Source organism: Olivibacter domesticus, from assembly GCF_900109575.1.
Classification (GTDB): Bacteria; Bacteroidota; Bacteroidia; order Sphingobacteriales; family Sphingobacteriaceae; genus Olivibacter; species Olivibacter domesticus.
Genome location: NZ_FOAF01000011.1, coordinates 133,205 through 157,649 on the forward strand (window position 1 = coordinate 133,205; position 24,445 = coordinate 157,649).

15 protein-coding genes are annotated in these 24,445 nt (G+C 39.7%); all 15 read right to left on the reverse strand.

Annotated features, from left to right (window positions below; all coding sequences use genetic code 11):
• Nucleotides 1-217: 217 nt before the first annotated feature.
• Complete coding sequence (locus BMY50_RS24865) at nt 218-1,210, reverse strand: transposase (RefSeq protein WP_093331135.1); 993 nt, start codon at nt 1,208-1,210, stop codon at nt 218-220.
• Nucleotides 1,211-1,516: 306 nt separating this feature from the next.
• A complete protein-coding gene (locus BMY50_RS24870; RefSeq protein ID WP_093331138.1) occupies nt 1,517-3,238 on the reverse strand; it encodes a RagB/SusD family nutrient uptake outer membrane protein in 1,722 nt (573 codons plus the stop codon).
• A gap of 297 nt (nt 3,239-3,535) precedes the next feature.
• Nucleotides 3,536-6,847, reverse strand: coding sequence for a SusC/RagA family TonB-linked outer membrane protein (locus BMY50_RS24875; RefSeq protein ID WP_202907938.1), 3,312 nt, complete (start codon nt 6,845-6,847; stop codon nt 3,536-3,538).
• Between the two features lie 207 nt (nt 6,848-7,054).
• Entirely contained in the window at nt 7,055-8,257 is a 1,203-nt protein-coding gene (locus BMY50_RS24880; protein ID WP_162276671.1) for a FecR family protein, read from the reverse strand.
• 125 nt (nt 8,258-8,382) lie between these two features.
• A complete protein-coding gene (locus BMY50_RS24885) occupies nt 8,383-9,009 on the reverse strand; it encodes an RNA polymerase sigma factor (RefSeq protein WP_093331148.1) in 627 nt (208 codons plus the stop codon).
• A gap of 222 nt (nt 9,010-9,231) precedes the next feature.
• The gene (locus BMY50_RS24890; protein WP_238383883.1) at nt 9,232-11,865 is read right to left on the reverse strand and encodes a glycoside hydrolase family 78 protein; all 2,634 of its coding nucleotides are present in this window, start codon (nt 11,863-11,865) and stop codon (nt 9,232-9,234) included.
• Between the two features lie 399 nt (nt 11,866-12,264).
• Nucleotides 12,265-13,335 carry a Gfo/Idh/MocA family protein gene (locus BMY50_RS24895; protein ID WP_093331289.1) on the reverse strand — a complete coding sequence of 357 codons (1,071 nt, stop codon included), beginning with the start codon at nt 13,333-13,335 and terminating at the stop codon, nt 12,265-12,267.
• A gap of 269 nt (nt 13,336-13,604) precedes the next feature.
• Nucleotides 13,605-14,402 carry a hypothetical protein gene (locus tag BMY50_RS24900; RefSeq protein ID WP_093331158.1) on the reverse strand — a complete coding sequence of 266 codons (798 nt, stop codon included), beginning with the start codon at nt 14,400-14,402 and terminating at the stop codon, nt 13,605-13,607.
• A 358-nt stretch (nt 14,403-14,760) separates the two neighbouring features.
• Entirely contained in the window at nt 14,761-15,162 is a 402-nt protein-coding gene (locus tag BMY50_RS24905) for a type II toxin-antitoxin system VapC family toxin (protein ID WP_093331161.1), read from the reverse strand.
• Complete coding sequence (locus tag BMY50_RS24910; protein WP_093331164.1) at nt 15,162-15,509, reverse strand: antitoxin family protein; 348 nt, start codon at nt 15,507-15,509, stop codon at nt 15,162-15,164. Before BMY50_RS24910 ends, BMY50_RS24905 begins: the two co-directional genes overlap by 1 nt.
• A gap of 73 nt (nt 15,510-15,582) precedes the next feature.
• A complete protein-coding gene (locus BMY50_RS24915) occupies nt 15,583-16,191 on the reverse strand; it encodes a 3-keto-disaccharide hydrolase (RefSeq protein WP_093331166.1) in 609 nt (202 codons plus the stop codon).
• The gene (locus BMY50_RS24920; RefSeq protein ID WP_093331169.1) at nt 16,188-16,886 is read right to left on the reverse strand and encodes a 3-keto-disaccharide hydrolase; all 699 of its coding nucleotides are present in this window, start codon (nt 16,884-16,886) and stop codon (nt 16,188-16,190) included. The genes BMY50_RS24915 and BMY50_RS24920 overlap by 4 nt, the downstream gene beginning before the upstream one ends.
• Before the next feature lie 20 nt (nt 16,887-16,906).
• The gene (locus tag BMY50_RS24925; RefSeq protein WP_093331173.1) at nt 16,907-18,217 is read right to left on the reverse strand and encodes a Gfo/Idh/MocA family protein; all 1,311 of its coding nucleotides are present in this window, start codon (nt 18,215-18,217) and stop codon (nt 16,907-16,909) included.
• A 275-nt stretch (nt 18,218-18,492) separates the two neighbouring features.
• Nucleotides 18,493-21,603, reverse strand: coding sequence for a glycosyl hydrolase (locus BMY50_RS24930; protein ID WP_093331176.1), 3,111 nt, complete (start codon nt 21,601-21,603; stop codon nt 18,493-18,495).
• A gap of 58 nt (nt 21,604-21,661) precedes the next feature.
• Nucleotides 21,662-24,409, reverse strand: a complete 2,748-nt coding sequence (locus tag BMY50_RS24935; RefSeq protein ID WP_093331179.1) for an alpha-L-rhamnosidase — start codon at nt 24,407-24,409, stop codon at nt 21,662-21,664.
• Nucleotides 24,410-24,445: the final 36 nt, after the last annotated feature.

The following is a 24,445-nucleotide window of genomic DNA, read 5'->3' on the forward strand; positions in this document are numbered from 1 at the left end:
TGAAGTCGAGCGCCGGAAGGCTCAACGATTTAAATCTTTTATAGGTAATTCCCCTTTATCAGATTTCTCCATTACGCTTTGCTCCAGTCGTATTCTAGGTTGATCATAATTCCAAATTTTAATAAAAAAAGATTGACTTATCATACAAAACAATTTTATTGGTTGAAGTGGTTTCAACCGGCATTCGTTCTTTAACATGATGGTAATGTGGGCTTTTTTATGAAGCCCGTTTATAATTTTCGACATATAATTCACGTCTTTTTACAAGGGAGAACATCCTTAATATTAGTTTGAATTTCACGTTATTTAAGACCAGGTTAAAACACTTGGTCTGCTGTTTTCGTTCTGCATAGGCATGGATCTCGGGATCGTGTTGCATGGCTGTTTTAGCAGCCTGATTCAGCTCCTGCTTAAGCTCCTTATGGGCCAGGTGGCTAACTCTTGGCCTACCTTTTATGCTGGTGCCGGAGGTGTTAGCAAAAGGTATCACACCGACAAAAACAGCATATTTTCTTGCGTCCGGGAATGAGGTAAAATTCTCTGTGTAGGCGATGGTCATCCATGCGTTTACTTTACCGATCCCTTTGATACTGGTTATGATACGGTAGTTTTGGGACATTTCCTCCTCGCCCGTGATGATGGCATCAATTTCCTTTTCTATCTCAAGCTGATACTTTTGGTTGGTTCTGATCTTTGATTTAATAATTCTGGTAATTGTATCCCCTTTGTTTACTGCATACATGTGCCTCCGTTCCTGCAGGGTATTCTCTAAGCCTGCTTTTTCCCTCACCAGCCGTTTACGGAAGGAAAGTAGCTGTCTGATGGACAGGATTTTAGTGTTCAGTGGTTTTGAAGGGCTGAGACGTTTGATCTTTTCCTCTCCATAGCGGCCAATACGGAAAGAATCAACCTGATCATTTTTACCTCTGACCATGCCCATTGAGTTCCTGATCTCTAATCCCGATATTCTGGTGTAAGCAATAGATTGAGACTCGCAGAACTGCATAAAACGGTACTCGTACCCACCCGTGAACTCCATCACTACCAGGGTTTCCTGTAGGTGGATAGCATTGGTTTTACACCACTTTTTAAACAAACTGAACCCTTTACTCTGATTCTCAATTTTAAGGTGCAGTTTACGCGCTGCGCAGCTGATGTCAAGTGTAAGTTTAGATACATCGACACCTAAGATAACATTCCAGTTTTTCATACGTTTATCTTTTAAATACCTTTAAATAATTGCCTTTTGCCGATCACCTTTGATGGATCAAAGAAAGTATTCTAGCTAGGCCTTGGGCAATAATAAAAGGCAGGGACTCATACGACTGTAAGTTCTTCAAAACTAGAAATGACGAAAGTTCACCCTGCCTTTTATTTAAAACGTTATCCTTTTCACTTTTAGTTTCTATAAAAACCCACGCTACCATCTTGACCAACCACGCAAAAAAGCGACGGAACTTCCTTTGTTTAACCAAAGGAAATGACGGCTACAGAATTTCAAACACCTTCTTTCAATTTATCTATTTTCCCATCCTGGATTTTGCTGTAAAGCTTCGTCTTTATTGGTATCTATAATGGTGTTGGGAATTGGCCATAGATTATAATTAAACGTAAGCGTGGCCTTCGCTTCTGGCCAATAAGCATATTGCCGAATACGGTCTACGCCTATGGTACCCGACATGCGTAAAAGTGTATTCCAACGACTTTCTTCATAGATCAGTTCCCTTGCTCGCTCATCTAGAATCAAGTTAAACTGATCGTCTACATCTGCAGCAGTAACCAGATAATCACATTTCGCGCGTGCCCGTAGCAGGTTTATATCCGCAGCGGCACCATTTTTATCGCCAAGACGCTGTTTAGCCTCGGCTCGTAATAGGATGGTCTCTGACAAGCGAATAATATAATCATCCCGAAAAAGGTTACTCATATTCTCACCATCCTCAACTCCCGTATATTTGTCCGTTGCAATTTTACAGGATACGGGATAACATAAACTACTGTTTGCAGCATTTACAGTCGCATCACTGCTACCATTGTAAATCTCTTCCCAAGGTACTGGCTTTCCGAAGTAGGGCGACGTCGGCACATTACCGATAAATATACGACGGAAGACAATATCCGAATTTCGCATATCGTTCGCCCACTTATCCGTATATACACCATCTCTTGTATACATCGTAGGTATCATTTGTGCGATTCCTCTTCCACCTACGTCTTCAGCTGAACCTGTAAGGTGATCTTTTGCCCCGTCACGAAACACCGGACTATAAGTTCTGGAATAGGGTAACTTAGACTTACCATCTTCTGCACGATAAGCACTGTAGTCAATCTGTAATGCCCAAATACATTCGCGATTTCCATCCTGATAGTTCACATTATTCTCTTGAAACAAATCCCAATAAGCGTTCCCCTTCGCCTCCTCTTGCCTCGATCCGAATCGTTCCTTCATCAATGAAAAGGTTCCACCGTCAATCACCTTATTGGCAAAGGTTACCGCTTGTGCAAAAGCCGATGGCGCATCGCCCCCCTCAACGCCTAGCTGTATTCCCTTTGCCAAATACAGTCTTGCCAATAGATGTTGTACCGCTCCACGAACAATGCGGCCTCCGGCAGCGGTGGTTTCCGGTAAATCGTTTTCTATTTGTTGCAGCTCATCAATTGCGAACTGATACGTTTCTACCCGAGAACTACGCTTAAAATCATATTTAGGCTCTTTTATTATTTCGGTAACCAAAGGCACTCCCCCAAACAATTCGCCCAGATTTAGGTAGGCAAAGGCGCGAAAAAATTTAGCCTGTGCAACAACATAAGCCTTTTCATCGTCAGAAGACCACGATATAGTTGGTAAATCAGCAGAATATATAGCTAAATTTGCTTTTGCGATGATCTGATACCAGGTACTATACACATTGTAAAAAACGCCATTGTCTGGATTGATATTACCATAATTATTAAAAGTGCTTCCACGGCGGATACTTGCTACGTCGTACATATCCGTGCCATTACCACGAAGCACAAAAATCCACCCTTCTTCACCGGGGTTGGCCCATAAATCGCGGATCTGTGAATAAATAGCTACTACTGCTTGGTCAATTTGTGCGGCGGTACTAAAAGCATTATCTACTGTATAAAATGTGGAGGGTTTTTCTGTCAGGAAATCCTTATCTGCTTCACAACTTACTAGGCTTAAAAGAATACTCATTACTCCAATTAAGCTATTTATAAAACCTTTTTTCATCCGTATATAATTTGTTTTTTTTAAGGCGATGAAGCTATCATGATTTATTCATTTCACTGTGTGATTGGCAAATCATGATGGTTTCATCTGTATAATTTGTTTATTAAAGGTGATGAAGCTATCATGATTTATTTTTCACTTTTTGTATGTTTTTCAGCGGTGTTCAAGAGAGCGCTACGCTTAGTTTTTCACTTTTTGTATCTTTTCAATGGCTTTCAAGAGCGCGCTACGCTTAGTTCATTCCATTGTGTGATTTGCAAATCATGATGGTTTCATATTGATTCTTTTAACAATGATTTAAAAACTAACATTAACACCAAGAGAATAGATCGAGGCTACAGGCATGCGCGCACCTAGACCGTTGGCAGATGGTTCTCTTAACCGAGCGCCAACTTCCGGATCACCACCATACCAGTTGGTAAATGTGGCCAGATTTTTTGCTGTGGCGAATACCTTGAAAGCATTAATCCCCGCATTTTTCAGCCAAGGTTGATTAAAGGTATAAGATAAGGTAACATCTTGAATCCGGACAAAACCCCGACTTTGCAGACCAAGGAAGCGACCGTCGCCCGCGAAAGTGGCTGATGGATAAACATTGCTTCTATTCTCAGATGTCCAATAGGGTATACTGGGTAAATTATCATTAAAGCGCCCTGTTCCATTAACTAAATAGGCTGTTTGATTATCCTTTAAGAAAAAATTATTTCCACCAAACGTGCCGGTAATCATTACATACAAATTCAGATTTTTATAATTCACATTACTGCTAAAATTCAAACGAAAATTCTCCGTGTTATAGCCCAATATTTTTCTATCAGCAGCTGTTATACCAGGCTCTCCATCTAGATCACGATATTTTGGCGCTCCGGGAACAGCTCCTGTAAGTTCCATATACGCTACATCGTCTTCTTGTACAATACCGATCTGTTCATAACCATAAATGGCTCCTAGCGGATGGCCTATAAACAAACTATTGGCAATATCATCATCTTCCAAACCATCCCCGTCAAGATCATCCCCGTAAAGAGAGACGAGCTTATTAAAGTTTTTCCAAAAGGTTAGGGTGGAATTCCAATTCCAATCTTTCCGCTGTATATTAACAGTGCGCAGTGTAGCCTCTATTCCCGTGTTATTGACTTGCCCCATAGACGTTTTCATTTGTTTAAATCCCGTCATAACCGGGATATTACGCGTAAAAATCTGGTCAGTCGTTTTCGCAAAATAGGTGTCAAAATTCACGGTAACTCGATTATCTAACCATATCGACTCAAAACCTGCATTCCAGGAAGAGGTCGTTTCCCACCCCAGTCGGGAATTTCCCAAAGTATTTTGGTAAAGTCCGTAAGAAATTTTACCTGGAGCATTCGAAAATTCATAGCGGGCTCCTCCACTGGCAGCATTTTCTACGGTAGATAAAGTACCGTATGGTTCTATTCCCTGATTACCATTCTGCCCCCAAGAGAATTTAAGTTTCAAATCATTCAATGGAGTAAATGATTTCAAAAAGGGTTCATTTGTTATTCGCCACGCAAGGCCGGCAGCCCAAAAGTTAGCCCATTTATTATCAATTCCAAAAACAGAAGCGCCATCACGGCGATAAGAACCTGTAATGAAATATTTGTCGTCAAACGCATAGTTCACTCGTCCTAAATAACCAATATTGGCCCTTTCATAGGGCTGTGGATCACCTGTAAGCTCTACACGTTGTACCGTAGCTTTATGCAGACCATTTATACCTAATGTTGTATTGCCATTAGCCGAAAAATCCCTCCCAACACTATTATTTCGCGTATACTTCATATAATCACGGGTTGCAACAGCTGTAATGTCCAAGGCATGTTTACCAAATGATTTATTATAATTAATAATATTATCAAAGACATAGCTATATGCCTTTCGGTTATCCATACTACCGTTAGCATTGGTTAGAAAACCTTGAATTGTTGCCGGCGAGTAGCGATCGGGTGATTCACCTTCCTGCACATAATAACTTTCGTAGTAAAAATTCCCATAATAGGTATTATCCTGGTTGAGCAAATAATTCACCCGATAACTCAACCCATCTACCCAGGGCACTTTAATCACCGCGTGTGTATTCAGTCGATAGTTATGGAGTAAATCTTCATTATCACGTGTTCCGTCGTCAACACCCCAAAGTGGATTGACTCCCGACTGGGTATAGGGATACTTCTCCAGGTTTCCTTGATCGTCGCGAAACATTACGCCGTAAGGAGACATTGTTTGAGCTTCAATGATGTTAGCTGCCACGCCAGAATAATCTCGTTTTGAAAACCCTGCATCGACTCCCACCTCCAACCATTTCGTAATATTGGCATTGATCTTACCTAATAATGCGATTCGATTAAATTGATCACCCACTACAATACTCTTATTATCATCATAAGAAGAAGATAAATAATAATTAATGTTCTCGGTAGCACCGGAGATAGCCGCCTGATAATTTTGCATCACTCCTGTACGACTTACTTCATCTAACCAAACGGTTTCTAGCCCCGTCTCTCGGTTTTCTAATTCCCCGCTTTTCAACCAGTTTGTAGTGCCTGCGCTATATTGATTTCTAGCGTTCACCATGTTAATCCAATCTTCTCCTCTTAACATTACGGGTTTATTCTGCCAGTTCTGGAGGCCTGTAGAAGCATTGAAAGAAATAACCGGTTTGCCCGTCCGCCCTTTTTTTGTGGTAACAGCAATTACACCGTTTGCTGATCTGGAACCATACGCCGCCGCAGAAGTAGCATCTTTTAGTACATCGATACTGGCAATATCATTTGGGTTAATATCACTAAGGCTACCCATAAAAATCACACCATCCAACACAATCAGTGGGGTGTTGGACCCACTGATGGAATTCTGTCCACGAATTTGTATCGCAGGTTCGCCACCGGCAGTATTCGTGGCACCAATATTTAATCCAGAAATACTGCCCTTAAGCGACTCCAATACATTGAGGTTTGGTGATAAAGCAACCGGTGATTCCTGTAAATTCAACGAGCCTACCGATCCTGTAAAATTTTGGCGTTTAACCGTTCCATACCCTACGACAATCACTTCATCTAAAGCCGCCTGATCTACTTGCATGGTGATCTTAAGCTCTGACTGACCAGTATAGGGAATCTCCTGCTTTTTGAAGCCGAGGTAACTGATAACTAATATGGCCTTGGCTGGGATATTGAACGAGAATTGACCTTCGTTATTTGTACGCGTAGCATAACTAGGATTTGACTGGACAGTTATCGATACACCTACAAGCGTTTCTCCTTTTTCATCTGTCACAACTCCTCGAATAGGTATATCTTGTAACTGCTTCACCTTTTTCTTTTCGCGGATAATGATTGTTTTATCTTCGTTATAATCCACCTCGAAAACATCATCCCCTAAGCACTTATCCAAAACTTCCGCCAGCGGCATATCCACTGCACTCAGCGTAATGGGTGGTAGTTTGGCAGAAATATCGCCATCACAAATAAAGTTATACCCTGTTTGCTTTGAAATTTGATAAAGTACTTGTTTTAAAGATGCCTTTTGAACATGGATATTAACTCTTTGCGCATAAGCCAACGCATGCACTTGAAGTATAGTAAGCATCATAAAAATAATGGTACATTTTGCCCTGAATAAAATTTTCAAAAAGTACGGGCATAGGTATCTACCTATAAAAACAGAATTATTTTTATACATTTGGTTAAGATTTACAATTAATTGGTTTACTCACAATTGATTATTATTTCAACAACCTTCACGATAGGTTGTAAAACCGGATGTGTTGACACCACTTCCGGTTTTTAATAAGTAGACTTATCTTGCCGTTACTATAACCCTCCTTCCTTTAGTTGTATTTTCATCTGGTATGAGATCGAAATGAACCTTACCTGTTTGTTCCAAATCTTTCAGCAATTTTCTTAAACTTTTTGAGCGATCGTAAATTCCTAGAAAACGGATCGAATCAACATTTCCTTCATAACTCACCTCGACATTATACCACCTTGTTATTTTTTCCATAATCTGCTTGAGTGGCTCGTTATTGAAAAGAAAATAGCCGTCTTTCCAAGCCATAGACTCTTCTATATCTGCTTCATGTACCGTTATTTTATGACTATTTTTGTTCGCTCTTGATTGTTCACCCGGTTTAAGGATGACTGCATCTTTTGATTGCTCTTTGCCTTGACCCATTGTCACTTTTACGGCGCCGCTCAATAAAGTGGTTACAATGGATGGAGTTTCGGTATAGGCAGCAACATTAAATTTTGTGCCTAATACTTCTATTAGCTGTGAGCCTACATGCACAATAAACGGAACATTACTATTTCCTTTAATATCTTTATGTCTTTCGACTTCGAAATATGCTTCACCCGTTAATTTAATTTCTCTTTCATGCTGAGCAAAATTGGTTGGAAAGGAAATAGAAGAAGACGCATTCAGAAACACCTGTGAGCTATCGGGAAGAACGATGTTAAACATCCCACCTTTGGGTGTAGTAATTGTGTTCCATTCTACTTCATTTTGTAGGTTGTTGTTCGCGTATTCTGATAAAGAAAGTGTAACGGAACCTGCATTCGGCTTACGGATTCGTAAATTTGATTGCGCCTCCTGCATATCTATGGCAGCATTGTTCAGATCTATCTTTTTCCCGCTAGCAAGCGTTAGTATAGCTTTCGTAGTACCTGGCTCAACGTCTTCTATAGACGCATTCTTTGAATAGGTTTGCGATCTATTCAATAAATTATCTGTATAAAAGTAAAAGATTGTACCTATTGCGACCAGCAATAATGACGCAGCAGCATAAAGCTTCCATTTATGAAACATACGATGCTTCAACTGAGGCTCTTTAACAATTCGCTGATAAATAGCTGCTGCCCGATCAATGGGCAAAGTAGATTCGTTTTCGATTAATATTGGCCATGATTCATCTAGTAGCTCGTGTAAAACAGGATCGTCTTTTAAGAAATCCATTAACGCAATCAGCTCCTGGTATTCTACATCTGTACAATTACCTTTCAAAAATCGATGATATAAATATTTTAAACGTTGATGCATCCTAAGAATTCCTATACAAAAGCTTTTTGTAAGCGCTTGTATAAGAGAAGACCCATGGGAAAGAGAAAAGGAGTAATTAAAAAAAAATTTTATTTCAATAGGTCATATACCAACAGAAACATTGCTATTTCAGCATATTTAGACAAATATTGCCGAATAAACCGAAGTGCATGCTGCATGTGTGTTTTAACGGTCAATTTCGATATAGACATCTGCTCGGCAACTTGCTCATACTTCAGGCCTTCTTCTTTACAAAGCTGGTAAACCATTTTCTGTTGGGGGGGTAATTTGTCAATTGCTTCCGATAGAAAGCGCCTAGTCTCCTCTAATAAAATAAATTCTTCCGTACCATTATCAGCTTCATTCCAATGTTTAAGAAAAGTATTTGCTGTTTTTCTTTCCAATTGTACCTTACGTAGCGATTTTAAGGTCTGGTTTCGGGTTAAGACAATCATATAAGCTTCAATATTTTCAATATGATCTAATTCTTTATGTTGCCATATTTTTAAGAAAACCAAGTAAAGTACCTCTTCTGCCAATTCCCTTGATTTAATAATTTTAAATGCATAGGAAAAGACCTTTTGCCGATAGCGATCGAACAATATACGAAAAGCACGTTCACTCCCCTGCATAATTTCCTGAAGCAAGTATTTCTCTTCGTATACACCCTTTGGTTTTGTTGCATATGGCAAAATGTAAGAACACTTTTCAGACATCTTAGGTTTGAATTAAATTGGTTGCAAAAGGCAGAAACCAAATTAACTAATTAAATATCGCTCTCGCATCCTGTTCTGTCCTGATCTTGTTACAAAGCAATTCTCAATTCCATTTAGCAATGGCTATTCAATATTCATGCTTTTTAAGTGGAAAAACCTTGTTTAAAATTAAAAGGAACCATGTGGTGGTTCCTTTTAATTTCATTTTCTATAAAACGATGCTTATTCCCATTCGATGACATGTGTGCCTGCAACTATTTCTTTCGGTGTTTGAGAAGGTAACAGCAACGTTGCCGTGCTATTGGCAGGAATCGTAAGGTTTAACACAACCTTTTTTCCTTTTCTCTTCCAGGCTGTTTTAATCTCGCCGTATGGACCAATATGTGAAGCTTCAAAGCTATCTAAGCCTGGCACAAAATGAGGTTCAATCAATACATTTTTAAATCCAGGTTTTTCTGGATCCGGCTTTATGCCTCCCAAGCCCTTGTAAAGCCAGGCACCTATCTCGCCAAACATGATATGATTCATAGAAATATCGCTTGCCGATTCTATATTCCAATTCTCATATAAAGTAGTGGCGCCATTTTTTATCCACCAGCCCCAAGATGGGTAATCTTCTTGCGCGGCAATTTTATATGCCATGTCTGCATAACCATTTTCGCTTAAGGCGTTTAATATAGACTTGGTACCCAAAAGCCCCACATCTAAATGAAAATTATCGGTGCTTACCCTGTCGGCTAAATTTTTCGCAACTTTTCCAATCAGTTCATTTGGTACAACACCCCAGAACAAAGGCATGCTTAATTCGGTCTGCAAGCCCGTTCCATATATACCGGTTTCTTTATTTAAATATTTTTGATTAATAGCATTTTTAATCTTGCTTGCCAGCGCAGTATACTTATCATAATCTTGCTGATTGCCAAACAATTTAGCAGTTTTACTTAAAATTTGTACGTCGGCGTAATAATAAATAGAAGAGGTAAGCTCCACCGGTGATTTGGATTTAACAGGCACCCAATCACCCAAACCCCATGTTGTTAGTCCGCTTGGATAAAGCGCATCAATATGATTGACATATTTTTTTATAGACGCATAAGAATCTAGTAGCAAGGTACTATCGCCATAAAACAAGTACACATTCCAAGGAATCAAGGCAATAGTACTCGTCCAATCCGGACCATTACCCCACTCATAACCCCAACCTCCGGTTGGTATAATAGAAGGCAAAACGCCATTAGGCTGCTGCTCATCCCGATGATCAGCAAGCCACTTTTCGTAGATGGTGATACCATCAAAACTATATAAGCCGGTTTCTATGGCAATGTGCGCATCACCCGTCCATCCATTTTTTTCCCGCTGCGGACAGTCAGTAGGGTAACCAAAAAGGTTGGATAGGTAAGAACTGTTTGTTGCTTCCCAAATTTTATTTATGAGCGGATTGGAAGCCTGTATCTTACCGATTACCGGAACATCGCTGTGCATAAAATAGCCTATCAGACTTTCCTGTTTTAACGTTACAGGCTCACTGCTTGTGACCTCTACATATTGAAAACCTTTGTAGTTAAATTTAGGCATAAAGGTATTTTCACCTTTCCCATTTAATATGAGTATATCCGTTTGAAATGGATCTTTATCATCGGTTGGGCGATAATGTTGATCTATATTGGAAATATCAACATGACCGTTATCATAGAGACGTTCGCCATGTTTTAGGCGTACAACCGTTCCTTCTTTTCCCTTCACCTTCAACTCACTTACACCAGCGATATTTCTACCTAAGTCAAAGACATAAGTAGTATCATTTAGTTTCTGCATACTCTTTGCCTCTATCCTTTTCACATTTCTTATCGGGTGCATTACCTGTGAAACAATATGCTGAGAGGGCGCGGCACGAAGGACGACATCTTTCCACTTGCTACCATCGAACCCGGGCGTATCCCATCCTGGTTGCTCTAATCGCGCGTCGTAATGCTCGGCCGTATAAATACTATTAAAGATGATCGGACTTAGATTTGTTTTCCAACTTTTGTCTGTTATGATAGTCTCCGTTGTTCCATCTTCATAAGTAATCTTGAGGTCTAAACAGAAGGTAGGTCTTGCCCGCCAAGGAGCCTTATCAAAAAACCAAACAGCGGTGGACTGATGGTTATACCAACCATTTCCTAATAACACGCCTATTGCATTATCACCTTGCTGCAATTGTTCGGTCACATCATAACTTACATAGAGATTTCTCCTATCAAAACGTGTATATGCTGGATCAAGTCGATGATTACCGACCTTTTTCCCATTTAAATATAATTCATACAATCCGCCAACCGCAATATAGGCGCGTGCTGTTTTTATTTTTTTTGAGGGATTAAACTGCTTTCGGAAGTAAGCCGCAGGCTTAACTTCAACACCGCTATCATCTGATATCCAAGCCCCCTGCCAGTTTTCCTGGTTCATCATGCCCATCTCAAAAGAAGCTACATCTCCCTTAACAATTTTACCCGATTGATCCCAAAGATCAACCCGCCAATAATATTTCTTAAAAGGTTTTAGCTCGCCGCCAGCATACTTTACCAAATTGGCATCTGAGGCAACTTTTCCAGTACTCCACTGTTGTCCTTCGTCTTTTAAAACACTTAAGGAATCTTCTCCCACATACACTTGATAGGCTGTTTGAAAAACGCCTTCACGACTATCATTCCATAACCAACTTAACCGTGGATGTTGAACATCAATGCCAATAGGATTTATTATATGCTCAACTTTTTGAACAACGATGTTCCCTTTCGTTTGAGACGATGAAATCTTGGCTTGAAAAATAAAAAAGGTACAAAGAACAATTAACTTAATGGAAAGCTTTAGCATATTGATAGGTTTTTCTTGCATTATATTTATGAGAATCGGCTATTATACCTACACCTCTTTTAATTCAATTCCGTGTTACTTTTTCCCGCAAAAAGTAACCAAAACTTAGCGTAGCGATCTCATGAATTCCTTTGAAAGCTAACACTTATTCATAAACTCTGGCTTAAAATCTTCTGACAAAGCCTCTGCCGTTACTTAGATAGTGCTACCAGAATATTTTGAGGCCAATTTTAAGCTACCAAACAGTTTTTCCTTCGACCCTATACATCCTTTGAAGCAGATGCTTTGGGTAATTTATCTGATAGCCATATTACATTTTACCAAAGCTATTAAATTATACGTTCTTTTTAAGTGTGACCGTCCTGCACTATCCTGCGTCAACATCAAAACTGGTATTTATTATAAACTAACAATCTTACCTGTTCGCACGGACTCATCGCATGCTATTGCGATGCGCAGACTATTTACGGCATCTAAATTTGGTTTTGTTAAATCAAGATCTTCCAATATTGCTCTCAGAAAAAATTGCTGCTCACGGTTACATAATTCCTGATGATCGGGCTCATCCTGGAGATCTATCCAGGTATCTTCCTTTACGAACTGCCCCTCTTGATCAATATCTGCTAAATGTACTCGCAAAGACTCTGTCTTCGTATGCGAGGCTACCGAATCCGATTTGCCCTCCTTACTCGCCTCTTTTGCCACAATCGATACGGAGCCTTTCGGCCCTATAACGTCCTTTACAAAAAAGGCCGTTTGGCTAATCATCGGACCCCAACCTGCTTCATACCAACCGACTGAACCATCTTCAAAACGAATTTGCAGCTGTCCGTAATTGTAATTATCAACGGGAATTTCATCTGTTAATCGAGCGCCGATGGCACTTACCTGTATAGGTTTGGCAGCCGTCATTTGGCACATTACATCGATGTAATGCACGCCACAATCCACAATTGGACTTAAACTTTTCATGAGGTTACGGTGCACATTCCACATATTGCCATGACTTTGCTGGTTTAGATTCATACGCATCACCAATGGCTTACCCATCGTCTGCCCCAATTGGATGAACCGTTCCCATGAAGGGTGATAGCGTAAGATATAGCCCACCACTAATTTCTTCCCAGCTGTTTTGGCGGCATCAACAACCCTTTCTGCCCCAAGCACGGTATCGGCTAAAGGCTTTTCTACAAAAACATGACAGCCTGCCTCGAAAGCTGTAACAGCAAAACTTTCATGTGTATCTGGATAAGTTGAGATACAAACCGCATCCGGTTTTGTCGTTGTTAATGCCTCTTCATAACTATTATATAGCTGATATCCCCCGCCTAACTGTTGGTTCAGTATTTCCTTACTTTTTCCTGTTGATACCAAACCACAAATCTCAAAACCTTCTAGCATATGATAGGCCATCGCATGCGAAGCGCCCATATTACCACATCCTACCACCAGTACACGTAATTTCTTCATTTTTTTTATTTTTTTAATATGATTATCTGGTTTAATACCCAAAGATTTTATTTTTAATTTCTTGTCACTTTTTCCCGCAAAAAGTGACCAAAAACTCCCGACTGGAAATCTCCTTTGAAAGATTCTGCTACTTTTTAGCCTTTACTATCCGGATATTTCAAGGTCGGATTTATCGCTAACGAACAGCTTCTACCTAGCAATAATGTTTTAGACAGAATTCCCGATACTCATTTTTTTAAAGGTAAAATTAACTAAATAAGTATCGGTTATTAATCATCTTCCCATGTAACTTCTTCCCAGTTATTCAATTCATCTATTTCTTTCATCTTATCAGTTGTACTACCGTTATATTTAACCAGCTGACCATCTTTCACATAACTGGCTTCCAAAATCTCACCAGCATAATATTTCCGGTCGTTTGACAAAAATTCTGCTGGGGAATATCCCATATCTTCCTTATATCCTTCTTGCAAGTACATCTGGATGATCAATATAATCAATAACACTTTGCCTTCCATATCAGGCAAATGCATCGTCATCTTCTTGGCATTACTGATCTGATCTCCTTGTTTCAATGGAAGTATCAGTTTAGCCGAAAGGTGTGTATCCAGTTTATTGTTATCTGCATCTACCTCACAACAGGCAAATTGCAACACCAGCTTAGAGGCGCGCGCAGGAACAACCACATCTTTAGCTTTTACTGCTGGAAGATGAATGCATACCGTTTGATCTTCAGGAGAAATAGCTATAACAGGCTGAAAATGAATTATACTATCCCAAAGGGTATAAGGATTTAATCTAAAGCCTTTTAATAAGCCAATATTGCCCTGATGAAGTTTACGTATTCCTAAAAATTCAGGAGCTCCGCTATGCATCACTTTAATAATCAGTTTACTTAAACGCTGGTACTGATTACGGCTAGCACTACGTTTCAATAGTTTTTTGAAGACAGCATAAATGATAGATGCTAGACGATTCGCTGTTTTGAAATCTTCAATCGATTTTTTACTGTTTTCGCTTAGGTTATAGTTTAGGTCGTTTTTATTGCCGTTTCTTTTTACTATCATATAAAAAATTCGTAAATTGCTAGACCTTATTTACCCTTAGCTTGTTAAGCAATTAATAAGATTAAAGTTAAATTTTTAAAGCTTCTTATCCAAACCATTCCCTCTTAAAAGTCTCTTCAAGTCCGTTCAAGTCCCTTTAAGTCCGCTAAAGTCTGTTCAATATAGTTCTCTCATCCTACCATCCTATACTTATTCCAGTGTAGCTACTCTCTATACAGCCTACAGATAATCTCTATAAATAGGCAAAGAGTGCCTTTTATTATAAGCGGATGAAAGAAGGATCTACAGTGGATAGGCAGGGGATTAGACCAAGCTATGAACGATTAGGGAAGAAATCTTATAGTATAGTCCACAAGTTCTATCTCTTGATCAAAGAGACATAATCCTTGTATAATTCAAATTTTTCGTCTGCAGATAGAAGTATCAGGCCGTTCTTTTTTGCAGTAGCAATAATTAATCGGTCAAATGGATCACGATGTCCATCGTGCAGGGGAACACCAACGTAAGCTGCAATAACATCATGGTTTATCGGGATGAAATTGAAGCCATCATCCTTAGCTGTGGTTATAATATCCTGTATATCGACATCAAAATCAGCCAGTTTACCTACTGTTTGTTTGATCACAATCTCATAGAGACTAACATCAGAGACATATATCGTATTGTTCTGGTCGGTAACTAGCTTTGCTGCAGTTTTTCCAAGGTTAGGGTGGTTCAGTTGAAACCAAATCAATATCTGCGTATCGATTAATATTTCCATTACATATAATCCTTCAGATCATCGATGGGGTCGTTGAAATCACTAGGAATGTCAAAATGTTTACCTTTATTCTTTTGCAAACGTAAGAGCCCCCCAGGTCTTCTAGCCTTTTTTGCCGTTGCCTTTTCTTCATTAAGAAAAGTTATCACCACTTCGGCCCTTTTGATATTAGGGGCTGGTTCCAGGAGCCTCAGAACGCCATTTTCATATATTCCTTTAATTGCAGTATACATATCCAATGCCTTTCTACAAAAATAGCATTTATTTTTAACATCTTCGTCATAGGTATTCCATCCTCTGTAATCAGTCGATTCTCCGGAGGCTGCCTTTAACCCGAGAATAAACAAACTTGGAAAATGTTATCTCAAGCCTATTTGTTTACATATCCTTATAATCAGGAAAGTCAATAAACTCCTATATTTATTCTTTCAGCTCTTCAATCTTTATATCTTTCCACCGTACTTTAATACCGCCGCCGCTATGAATTTGCAAGGCAATAAATCCTTCTCCAAGCCCTATCTTCTCATCATTCAAATGAACCATTTGCTTTCCATTAAGCCAGCTTGTAACCTCATCTCCCTCTGCTTTGATGCGTAAATGATTCCACTCCCCTTGTTTTAAAACGGCCTCATCTGCTGGTTTTGGCTTTATTAGCCATTGTCTTCCATCAGGTCCAGACTCATAAATCCCACCGGTGTGATGATTTAGGGGAGCAACTTCAACCTGCCAACCTGTAATATCAACGCCATCAATACTTGATCGGATAAACACGCCACTATTACCATTTGCCTCTTGTTTAAAATCAAGGTCCAACACAAAGTTCTTATAAGGCTTTTTTGTACCAAGGTATCCATAGGCCTTGTCTGGACCGCTCTCACATACCAGCTCACCATTTTTTACGAACCATTTTTCCGTGCCGTAGATAGTCCACCCCGATAGATCCTTACCATTAAAAATAGGTTGCGACCTCTGTGCAAATGCTGTTGCTGAGAACAGTAAAAAAGAAAATACAATTACAAAAAATTTCATGGCAATTCAATTATTTTTAAGTTACGAAAATGAATTTCGGCACCCTCTGATTCCAAGCAGAGGTACCCTTTTTTTGCGGTCGATTGGCTTATTCCATTCACAAATTTACCATTCACTGAAAGTTTAATCGTACCGTCTACACAAACCACTTCATAGGTGTTCCACTCTCCCTTTCCCTTGCATCTATTTTCAATGGATTTACTCCGATCACCCCTCGGGTTATCTGGCACCGTTGTTATCCCACCCACACCAAAAAGCTCCCCATGTACATAAGCAATGGGCGGTTTTACACCGTCACGTAGATTTTGATTAACCCAATCTAGTTCCAACATTTGTACTTCCACCCCTCCGGGCAGCCGACTATCAACATCAGGTTTCGCATCACTCCATACAAATACACCCGAATTCCCGCCCGCTTCCATATGCTTCCACTCTACATGTAAAATAAAATTCTCATATAATTTTTCAGAACGCATCACACCAATGGGCTTTCCTTTGCAGATGAGCAAATCGTTATTTTTGTTCCAAGTATCCGGCTCGGTATTTACATTGATCCATTTAATGGGCTTCGCGTCCGTCTTTGCGTTAGTAGTTAGCTGATCCAGCTTCTGTTCATTCCCGAATTCAATCGGCGTTTGAGCGTAGGACAAATACCTAAACGTTAGAGCCACCAGGAATATTAGTGCAGTTCTCATTTGATCGATTTTGGTTTATGCTAAACAAACTTGGTGCTCCCTGGAATCGCTATTGCGGGACCTTCCCATTGGAGATTCCAATCATAATCTTCTATTTTGGGGCCTAAGACTTGATTCGAATTGAGGGCTTGCTCCCAGCTAATCGTTTGCCCACTATAGCCCGCCATACGTGCCCATATTGCTAACATCGTACTATTTGCCATCCATTTGCCATCATTTATAGGCTTTCCTTCTCGAATAGCAGCAAAAAGCTCATCATGTTGTGTTTGATACATATTGTTCTTTTTGCCATCATATCTCCATTTATTTTTACCTGTTATTTCATACTTACTACCTATATTAATAATGGCATTTCCATCCGTCCCCAGTACGTCTACACTATTACGATTAGATGTCCCCGCTTGCTGCCGTGTAAAATGAAATCCTTTTGCCCCGTTTTCATATTCAAATTCTATGGCGAAATGGTCGAATATATTACCGTAAACAGGATCCACACGCACTTGTCTTCCGCCTGTCCCGGTGGCTCTTATGGGTAGCTCATCACCCATTGCCCAAGACATCATATCGATGCTATGTACTGACTGTTCCACAATAAAATCACCTGAAAGCCAGTTGTAATAGTACCAGTTGCGCATTTGGTTGGTCATTTCCGTCCATTCCGGTTGGCGAGGCTTCGTCCAAAGCTCTCCTCCATTTCGAAAAGTAGAAACCGACCGAACCTCGCCAAGATTCCCTTCCAAAATTTTTCCAAAAATCGCTCTATTTGAAAAATCATAGCGGAAGCAAAACCCAGATACCAAGGAAAGGTTTTTTTCGCTTGCTATTTTTGCGGCTGCCAAAACTTTGCGCACACCAGGTGCATCAACAGCAACCGGCTTTTCACAAAAAATATGCTTCCCTGCTTTGACTGCTGCCGTTAGGTGGTCAGGTCGAAATCCTGGCGGTGTAGCGAGCAAAACAACATCTACTCCTGAATCCAACACTTGTTGATAAGCGTCAAAACCAATGTATTTATTCTTTTTTTCCACTTTAACCCGATCGGCCCCAACGTCAACAAGAGCAGCATAAGCCTCTTCTAAACGATCTTCAAAAACATCACCCATGGCCGTTATAATCACATCCGGATCGGCCTGCAGCGCTTGCGCAGCGGCACCTGTCCCTCGTCCTCCACATCCAATCAAGCCAACCTTTAAAGTGTTTTTTTTAGCTGCAAATAGAGGCGTTGCTAAACTATTATGATAGGCTAATGTGCTACCCAGTATAGCTAAACTTGATTTTTTTAAAAATGATCGACGACCTGTTGTGTTTAAAGTTTCAACATTTTTTACCATAATTCTATTTTATAAATCCAACTTAGAACATTTTTATTCTTTTGAAATGCTCGTACCTGTTGATGGAATTAACAGCGCTTAAAACAAAAAGATCTTCAAGCATCGAAAATACTTTTCTATGCTCATATATACACCTTATTCCATTAAAATGTAATGGTTTTCTAGGCTTGAAATAAATTGGTTTGTTTGGATAACAGGAGCAAGTTATCCATTTTTTTTTTAACAGCATAATTTAATAAAGAAATAGCTAGTTAAGAAATCAACAGATTCTCGCATTATTCTACTACCTTCTGGATGCTAAAATCTTCAAATAAACCATAATCATACACATCGTAGTCTAATCCTTTTGGAAAGTTCTTCACACCCCTCCAAAGCCAAGGAGATACCATACCTGGTTTAGGCTTGTTATGGTGGGGGCCTAATGTATTTTTGAGGCTTCCAACGATGATCACTTCCAATGTATTTTCTCCTTCCTTGACCCCTTCTAAGAAAGTGGTGTAGGGTGGGTAACTGATATTATTAATTAATTTACCGTTAACCTTCAATAACGCAGCGGTACCTGCCCACTTGCCTAATTGAATTTTGTACTTTTCACCTTTTTTTGCGGTAAAGGTCTTAGAATAGCTTGCTGATTGACCATACAAAGGTTTCCCCATTGTTTTCCAACTTCCTATTTGGGCAGTAGTTGACGGTGTAATGGACCAACCTTTATCGGCACTTTTTAAATTAAAATTACCTAAAATATAAATTGGCTCTACTTCTGCATATACACGCATCTTCTTAGCAACGATGCTAATTTTATTTCTCCCTTCTTTTACCCATTCAGCTATATCAACTCTTTTAAAATCTTTATCCAAATACCAAGAGTCGCCAGTGGTTTGTACTACTTTTTCATTGATATAGATCTCCCATAGCCAAGGCCGTTCTACCACCAATTGAAGACTACGTTTATCAACTCCCTTTTGAAGAGTGAATTGATACTCTACTTCAAACCCTTCATCATTTGAAAAAGTATCTCGTTTAATGATATTATCTTTGTACTGTACAGATGTATTCCAAGGATTTCCATCTATAAATCCAAAATGCTTAAATATAGTGTCTGAAGCATGAAATACCTGTTGATCTTTAAGCAACGTATCTCCTATATGTACATCACAAAAATCCAGGGTTAATACATTTGGTTCCAAGAACTTAACCTTTGTCGCGTTCGTAGCCCCTATCGACACGTATTTGTTTTCTTCTTCTGCCGTAAAAGCTTTTGATACTTGTTTCTTGGTATTCGTATAGAAAAGTAGAAGACTTCCTGCAGGTGGAATTTTATAATCAATTTTATGAAGGTCAGAAGAATCACGAGTAGGATAGTTATATACCTCTCCTTTATTTAAATCTAACAGATAAACATATTTTTCATGAACGTTAATTGTTCCGCTTGCATAAGACGCTACACTGGAATTAGCCAGAAACAAAAGCTCACCATCGCTTAAACTCCTTCTTTGATGGTATAAGTCTCCCAACTTATTATGCGGGTGAAACTGTATTTTATCCGTCGAAAAAGCATGCTCCCAGAAGACTCCACTGTCAGTATCTCTTGCTTTCTTTTCGTTAATGGCCCTTAATTTTTCCTTCGCTTCCACGCCATCTATATATTGAACATCTTCTTCTGTAATAAGTGCTCCTCCCTGCTGAACAAATTTCAATAAAAGTTCAGTGGTTCTTTGATCAAGGTTTTCGATTCCAGGGGGCAATACAACTTTCGAATAAGCACGTTCTCCCACGATAAATTTCTTGCCCTCTACTGAAGCATGATCTTTAATAATATTTTCGGAACCTAGGTCATATTCCACCTGTGCCTTTTCAAGTTTGGTTATGTACGACTGAAAGGCTTGTCCAATTTCCTGTCGGCGTGGATTTGCTTGCTGATAAGTAGAATACATCCAAGCGGACGTTGTAGGCTCTATTATTAGGATATCATTTTGCTGTTTACCAGCAGAGAGTGCCAATGAAAGTCGGGCGAAATATTCATTTAATGTATCGTAGTATGGCCACCATGGGTTGTGATAAGAGAATGACTGCGGATAATCGTATTTTCTGGCGCCCACCATGGTCATGTATGACAGATGCTGATTGAGCGTATTTACCCCTAACACGTATTGCCAATCTCCCAATCGTTTCATATCCTGGAAAGTCAGTTCCCATCCGCCGCCGCCATACGTCTCACTCAGTGTTCGCTGTTTTCCTAATTGATTAGCTACGCTTGCCAGTTCTTTTACCGATCGTATGTTACCAAATTGAGCGTTGGGGCTTTCTTCGTCAAACTGATTAAACAGCATATCAATAGCAGGTCGTTGGTGCCAGGCATACATTGCCATATTATCGCCACCATGATTAGGATTCGGCCAGCCATGCTCCCAATAATGGCCTGTCCATTCGAGATTTTTTTTATCTGTATAGGCCTGCCAAGGTTTTGACCACCTATCTATAAACAACTGCAATAACACTTGGTAATAATTATGGCGGACTTTTTTCCAGTCACCTATCTCCTCAAACAAGCAAGGCAAATTTTCCTGAAGGTCATATCCCCATCTTTTTTGAAAGGTTTCAAATAAATCAGGGGTCCACCGAATATTATTTTCTCCCTGCACTTCTATGTTGGGTTCATCTGTAAAAACACCGGGTACCGTATGTCCAAACTCATTTCCAAAATTCTTTTCATAACCGTTCATGGTAATATCAATAAACTTTTCAGTAACGCCTTTGGCCAGCAAGTCGACGTAAGAATAACCGCCGTACCAAGGAGACTTTCTATAGTAGTCTTTTCGAAATAAATAGTAATTACCGTTTCCCAATGTAGTCTTGCCACGAAAATCTACGGATTCAAAACCACTAGCTGTTTTTCGGAGCACCAAAAAAAGCGTTGTATCATCTGTTGGAACAGCCTGTGCCTTTTCTAGATTCAGCATCTGTCCTTGATTGTATGAACTTGGCATTTCTTCAGGGACATGCCCCCCAGCGAAACCGCTTGGATATGAATTTTCGTCATAGATCCAAACGTCTAAGCCCAATTCCTTTCCTTTAGCCACTGTATATTTATAAAGTGAAAACCATTTATCCGATAAATAAGGCGTAATCAATCCCGGTCGTGGATGTACAAACACCCCACCAAATGCATTCTTCTTAAATTCCTGAAGCATGGTGTCGATTTTCCCTTCGCTGACATCGGCATTCCAAACCCACAGTGGAGCACTTCCAAAAGCCTTCCCTGGATGCTGAAACTGATCCATAAGTGAGTTGAAAGACGTGTTATTATTTTTAAGATCTTGCGCAAATGAAATGGCAGTCCATAATACCAATGAGACATGCAATATATATTTTATTAGTTTTTTCATATTATAGTTGTTTTATAAAGCACAAAGCTTTGTTATAATAACCTTTTCAAAAAACGGCCTATTTTATTAATGTAAATTCATAGTTCCCAGAAGGAGTTTCCAGCAAATGTTTGCCATTTATCTCACCCATATTTTTTATCGATTTATTGTTTTCAATCGCCTTCTTTCCTTCATAAATTTTACTGAAAGTCGGTAGCACGATCTGCGCTTCCGTATTGGCAGGAATACTGATTTTCACATTCGTTTTTCCATTTTCTTTACGCCAATGCACTTTAATCTCACCATTAATAGATTGATAGCTCACGTTGACCCAATCCAAACCATCAACTATTGCCGGCTCTATCAAGATCTTTTTAAATCCAACATCGCCTTCCTGCTGCTTAATTCCCCCTAAGCCACTATAAAACCATTCCATCAAGTGCCCAAGCATCATATGATTATTAGAAACATATTTTAGGGCTGCCCACGACTCTGTCAACGCAGTAGCACCATGTTTAATTTGATAACCATAACCTGGTACATCGGCTCTATTGTTCATTTCGTATATCAGTTGCGAAGCATCTGCCTCTTCTAAAGCTCTTAGTAGATAACGATACCCTACATCGCCAGCGGTAAGTGCTTTATTGTTCGCCCGAATCGAATTCACGAGATTAGTAGAAACCTTATTTTTAGCTGTTTCGTCAACTATCCCCATATATAAAGGCATGCTATAAGATGTTTGGCTACCCGTGGCATAAACATTTTTTTGGCTATCAAAAAACTTCATATTAAAAGCATCTTTTATGTTAGTAGCTAACTGAGTAAAAGCAGTAACATCCTCCTTTTTATCTAAAGTAACCGCTATCTTACTTAATAAATCGGCATCATAATAGTAAGTAGCTGTAGCGGTTAAAGCAATAGGTGTTAGTTGAGATACTCCTGGATCTTTTGGGCCTAGATCAAACCAGTCACCCAAGCCATGCGAGAGGATATTGTTGTCAGCTTTTGTACCTAAATAAGCAATATATTTCTTCATCATAGGATAGGCTTTCTCCAGCACGCGTTTATCTCCATACCATTGATATAAATACCACGGAATAATAATAGCGGCACTACCCCACTCAGGAGAATCACGAAATCCACCTTCAAATGGTACATATTCCGGTACTATATCCGGAACCAAACCATTGGGTAATTGGCCTTCCATCATATCATCAACCACCTTATTGTATAAATGATAGATATCAAAATTATATTTCATAGAAGATCCAATTAAATGAGTCTGCTCTAACCAGCCCAGCTTTTCTCTATGCGGGCAATCAGTAGCCACACTGGCAAGATTACTTTTTATCCCCCATTTTATTAATTCATTAATCTGGTTAAAAAGTGGATTAGCGCAACTGAATGTTCCCATGGTAGGAGCGCTATTTCTGGTATGTAGCAACTGCAAATTCAGATCGGCCATTTCCTTGCCATCAATTTCCACAAGCGCATAACGGAATCCATAATAAGTAAAACGAGGCTCCCAAAATTCTTCTTTGTCTCCCTTCAATATATATTCGTAATAATATGGCCCACCTGAAGCGTTCTGATACGGCATACCTTTATCATCAAGCACTTCTGCCGGGACTATTTTTACACGATCACCTTTCTTTCCTTTTACCCTTAGTCGGATAATACCAGAAGCATTCTGACCAAAATCATAAAGGATTTTGTTACTCGCTACTTGTTTTTTCTCCTTCACATCAAAGGCCTGCATTACTTTTAAAGGGTAATCCTGTTGTGCGAACATTTCACCTCCAGGCCCTTCTGTAACAATTATTTTCTTCCAAGAAACATCATTAAATGTGACGTTGTCCCATCCTAGCTGTTCCTTCGTTGCATCATAGTCTTCGCCTCCGTAGATACTGCTAAATGTTATGGGCGAGGGAGATGTTTTCCAGGATTCATCCGTATTAATCTCCTGAGTAGTACCATCTGCGTAATTAACTATTAACTTCAAACGCAACATTGGAAAAGCCTCAGCGCGCACCATTTTTCTGTAGCGTTCCCGATTGATGTACATAAAGCCTGTACCCACAATAGCCCCTATTGTATTTTGGCCTTGCTTCACCTGCTTGGTTACGTCATAGGTATTATACAAGCATCTTTTCTCATAATTAGTCCATCCCGGCGCCAGGAAATCGCCACCAACCTTTTCCCCGTTTAACCTCGCCTCATATTGTCCTAATCCCGCAACGAACAGTAGCGCCTGCTTAATTTCTTTATCCAATTCGAATGGTTTACGAAACAAGGGTATCACGGCTCTTTTCACTCCTTTCTCTCCTAGATGATCACCACTTAAATGCACACCGGGCATCACCTGCAATTCTTTTGGAAGAATCTCGTAAGCAATCCACTTGGCATTTTCCCATTCTTTCGGTTGCAAGATACCCGTTGTAAAAGACGATGGTTCACTCCAACCTGAGTCGGTTCCATCGTCCTTCCATACTTTAACCCGCCAAAAATAACGTTGCGCCGAACGGAGCGCATTCCCTTGAAAGGCAACGAAACTTTGTTTATCACCTGATATTTTTTGCGAATCCCAGACATCGCCCTTCCCTTGCTTCAATAATTGTAAGGTAGAAGCTACCTGCACTTGCCAAGCAGCCTGTTTATAGCCTCTTTCCTGCGAATGAATGATCCATCCAAACCGGGGGTTGGCCAGATCAATCCCCAAGGGGGCTACCTTTTGCTCAACAGTTAGCTGTTGAAAATTGGGCCTGCCGTGTGCAGGCCCAATTTTTACAGATAGAAAAAGACTCAAGAAAAAAATAATACGGTTCATATAATTTTGATAATAAAATGAGCTTCGACTTTAAAT

Coding starts and splice junctions, on each gene's coding strand:
- BMY50_RS24895 (WP_093331289.1), bottom strand. CDS start 13,335: ATGAAGAAATTACGTGTACTGGTGGTAGGATGTGGTAATATGGGCGCT.
- BMY50_RS24865 (WP_093331135.1), bottom strand. CDS start 1,210: ATGAAAAACTGGAATGTTATCTTAGGTGTCGATGTATCTAAACTTACA.
- BMY50_RS24890 (WP_238383883.1), bottom strand. CDS start 11,865: ATGCTAAAGCTTTCCATTAAGTTAATTGTTCTTTGTACCTTTTTTATT.
- BMY50_RS24885 (WP_093331148.1), bottom strand. CDS start 9,009: ATGTCTGAAAAGTGTTCTTACATTTTGCCATATGCAACAAAACCAAAG.
- BMY50_RS24875 (WP_202907938.1), bottom strand. CDS start 6,847: ATGATGCTTACTATACTTCAAGTGCATGCGTTGGCTTATGCGCAAAGA.
- BMY50_RS24900 (WP_093331158.1), bottom strand. CDS start 14,402: ATGATAGTAAAAAGAAACGGCAATAAAAACGACCTAAACTATAACCTA.
- BMY50_RS24930 (WP_093331176.1), bottom strand. CDS start 21,603: ATGAAAAAACTAATAAAATATATATTGCATGTCTCATTGGTATTATGG.
- BMY50_RS24920 (WP_093331169.1), bottom strand. CDS start 16,886: ATGAGAACTGCACTAATATTCCTGGTGGCTCTAACGTTTAGGTATTTG.
- BMY50_RS24935 (WP_093331179.1), bottom strand. CDS start 24,409: ATGAACCGTATTATTTTTTTCTTGAGTCTTTTTCTATCTGTAAAAATT.
- BMY50_RS24905 (WP_093331161.1), bottom strand. CDS start 15,162: ATGGAAATATTAATCGATACGCAGATATTGATTTGGTTTCAACTGAAC.
- BMY50_RS24915 (WP_093331166.1), bottom strand. CDS start 16,191: ATGAAATTTTTTGTAATTGTATTTTCTTTTTTACTGTTCTCAGCAACA.
- BMY50_RS24870 (WP_093331138.1), bottom strand. CDS start 3,238: ATGAAAAAAGGTTTTATAAATAGCTTAATTGGAGTAATGAGTATTCTT.
- BMY50_RS24925 (WP_093331173.1), bottom strand. CDS start 18,217: ATGGTAAAAAATGTTGAAACTTTAAACACAACAGGTCGTCGATCATTT.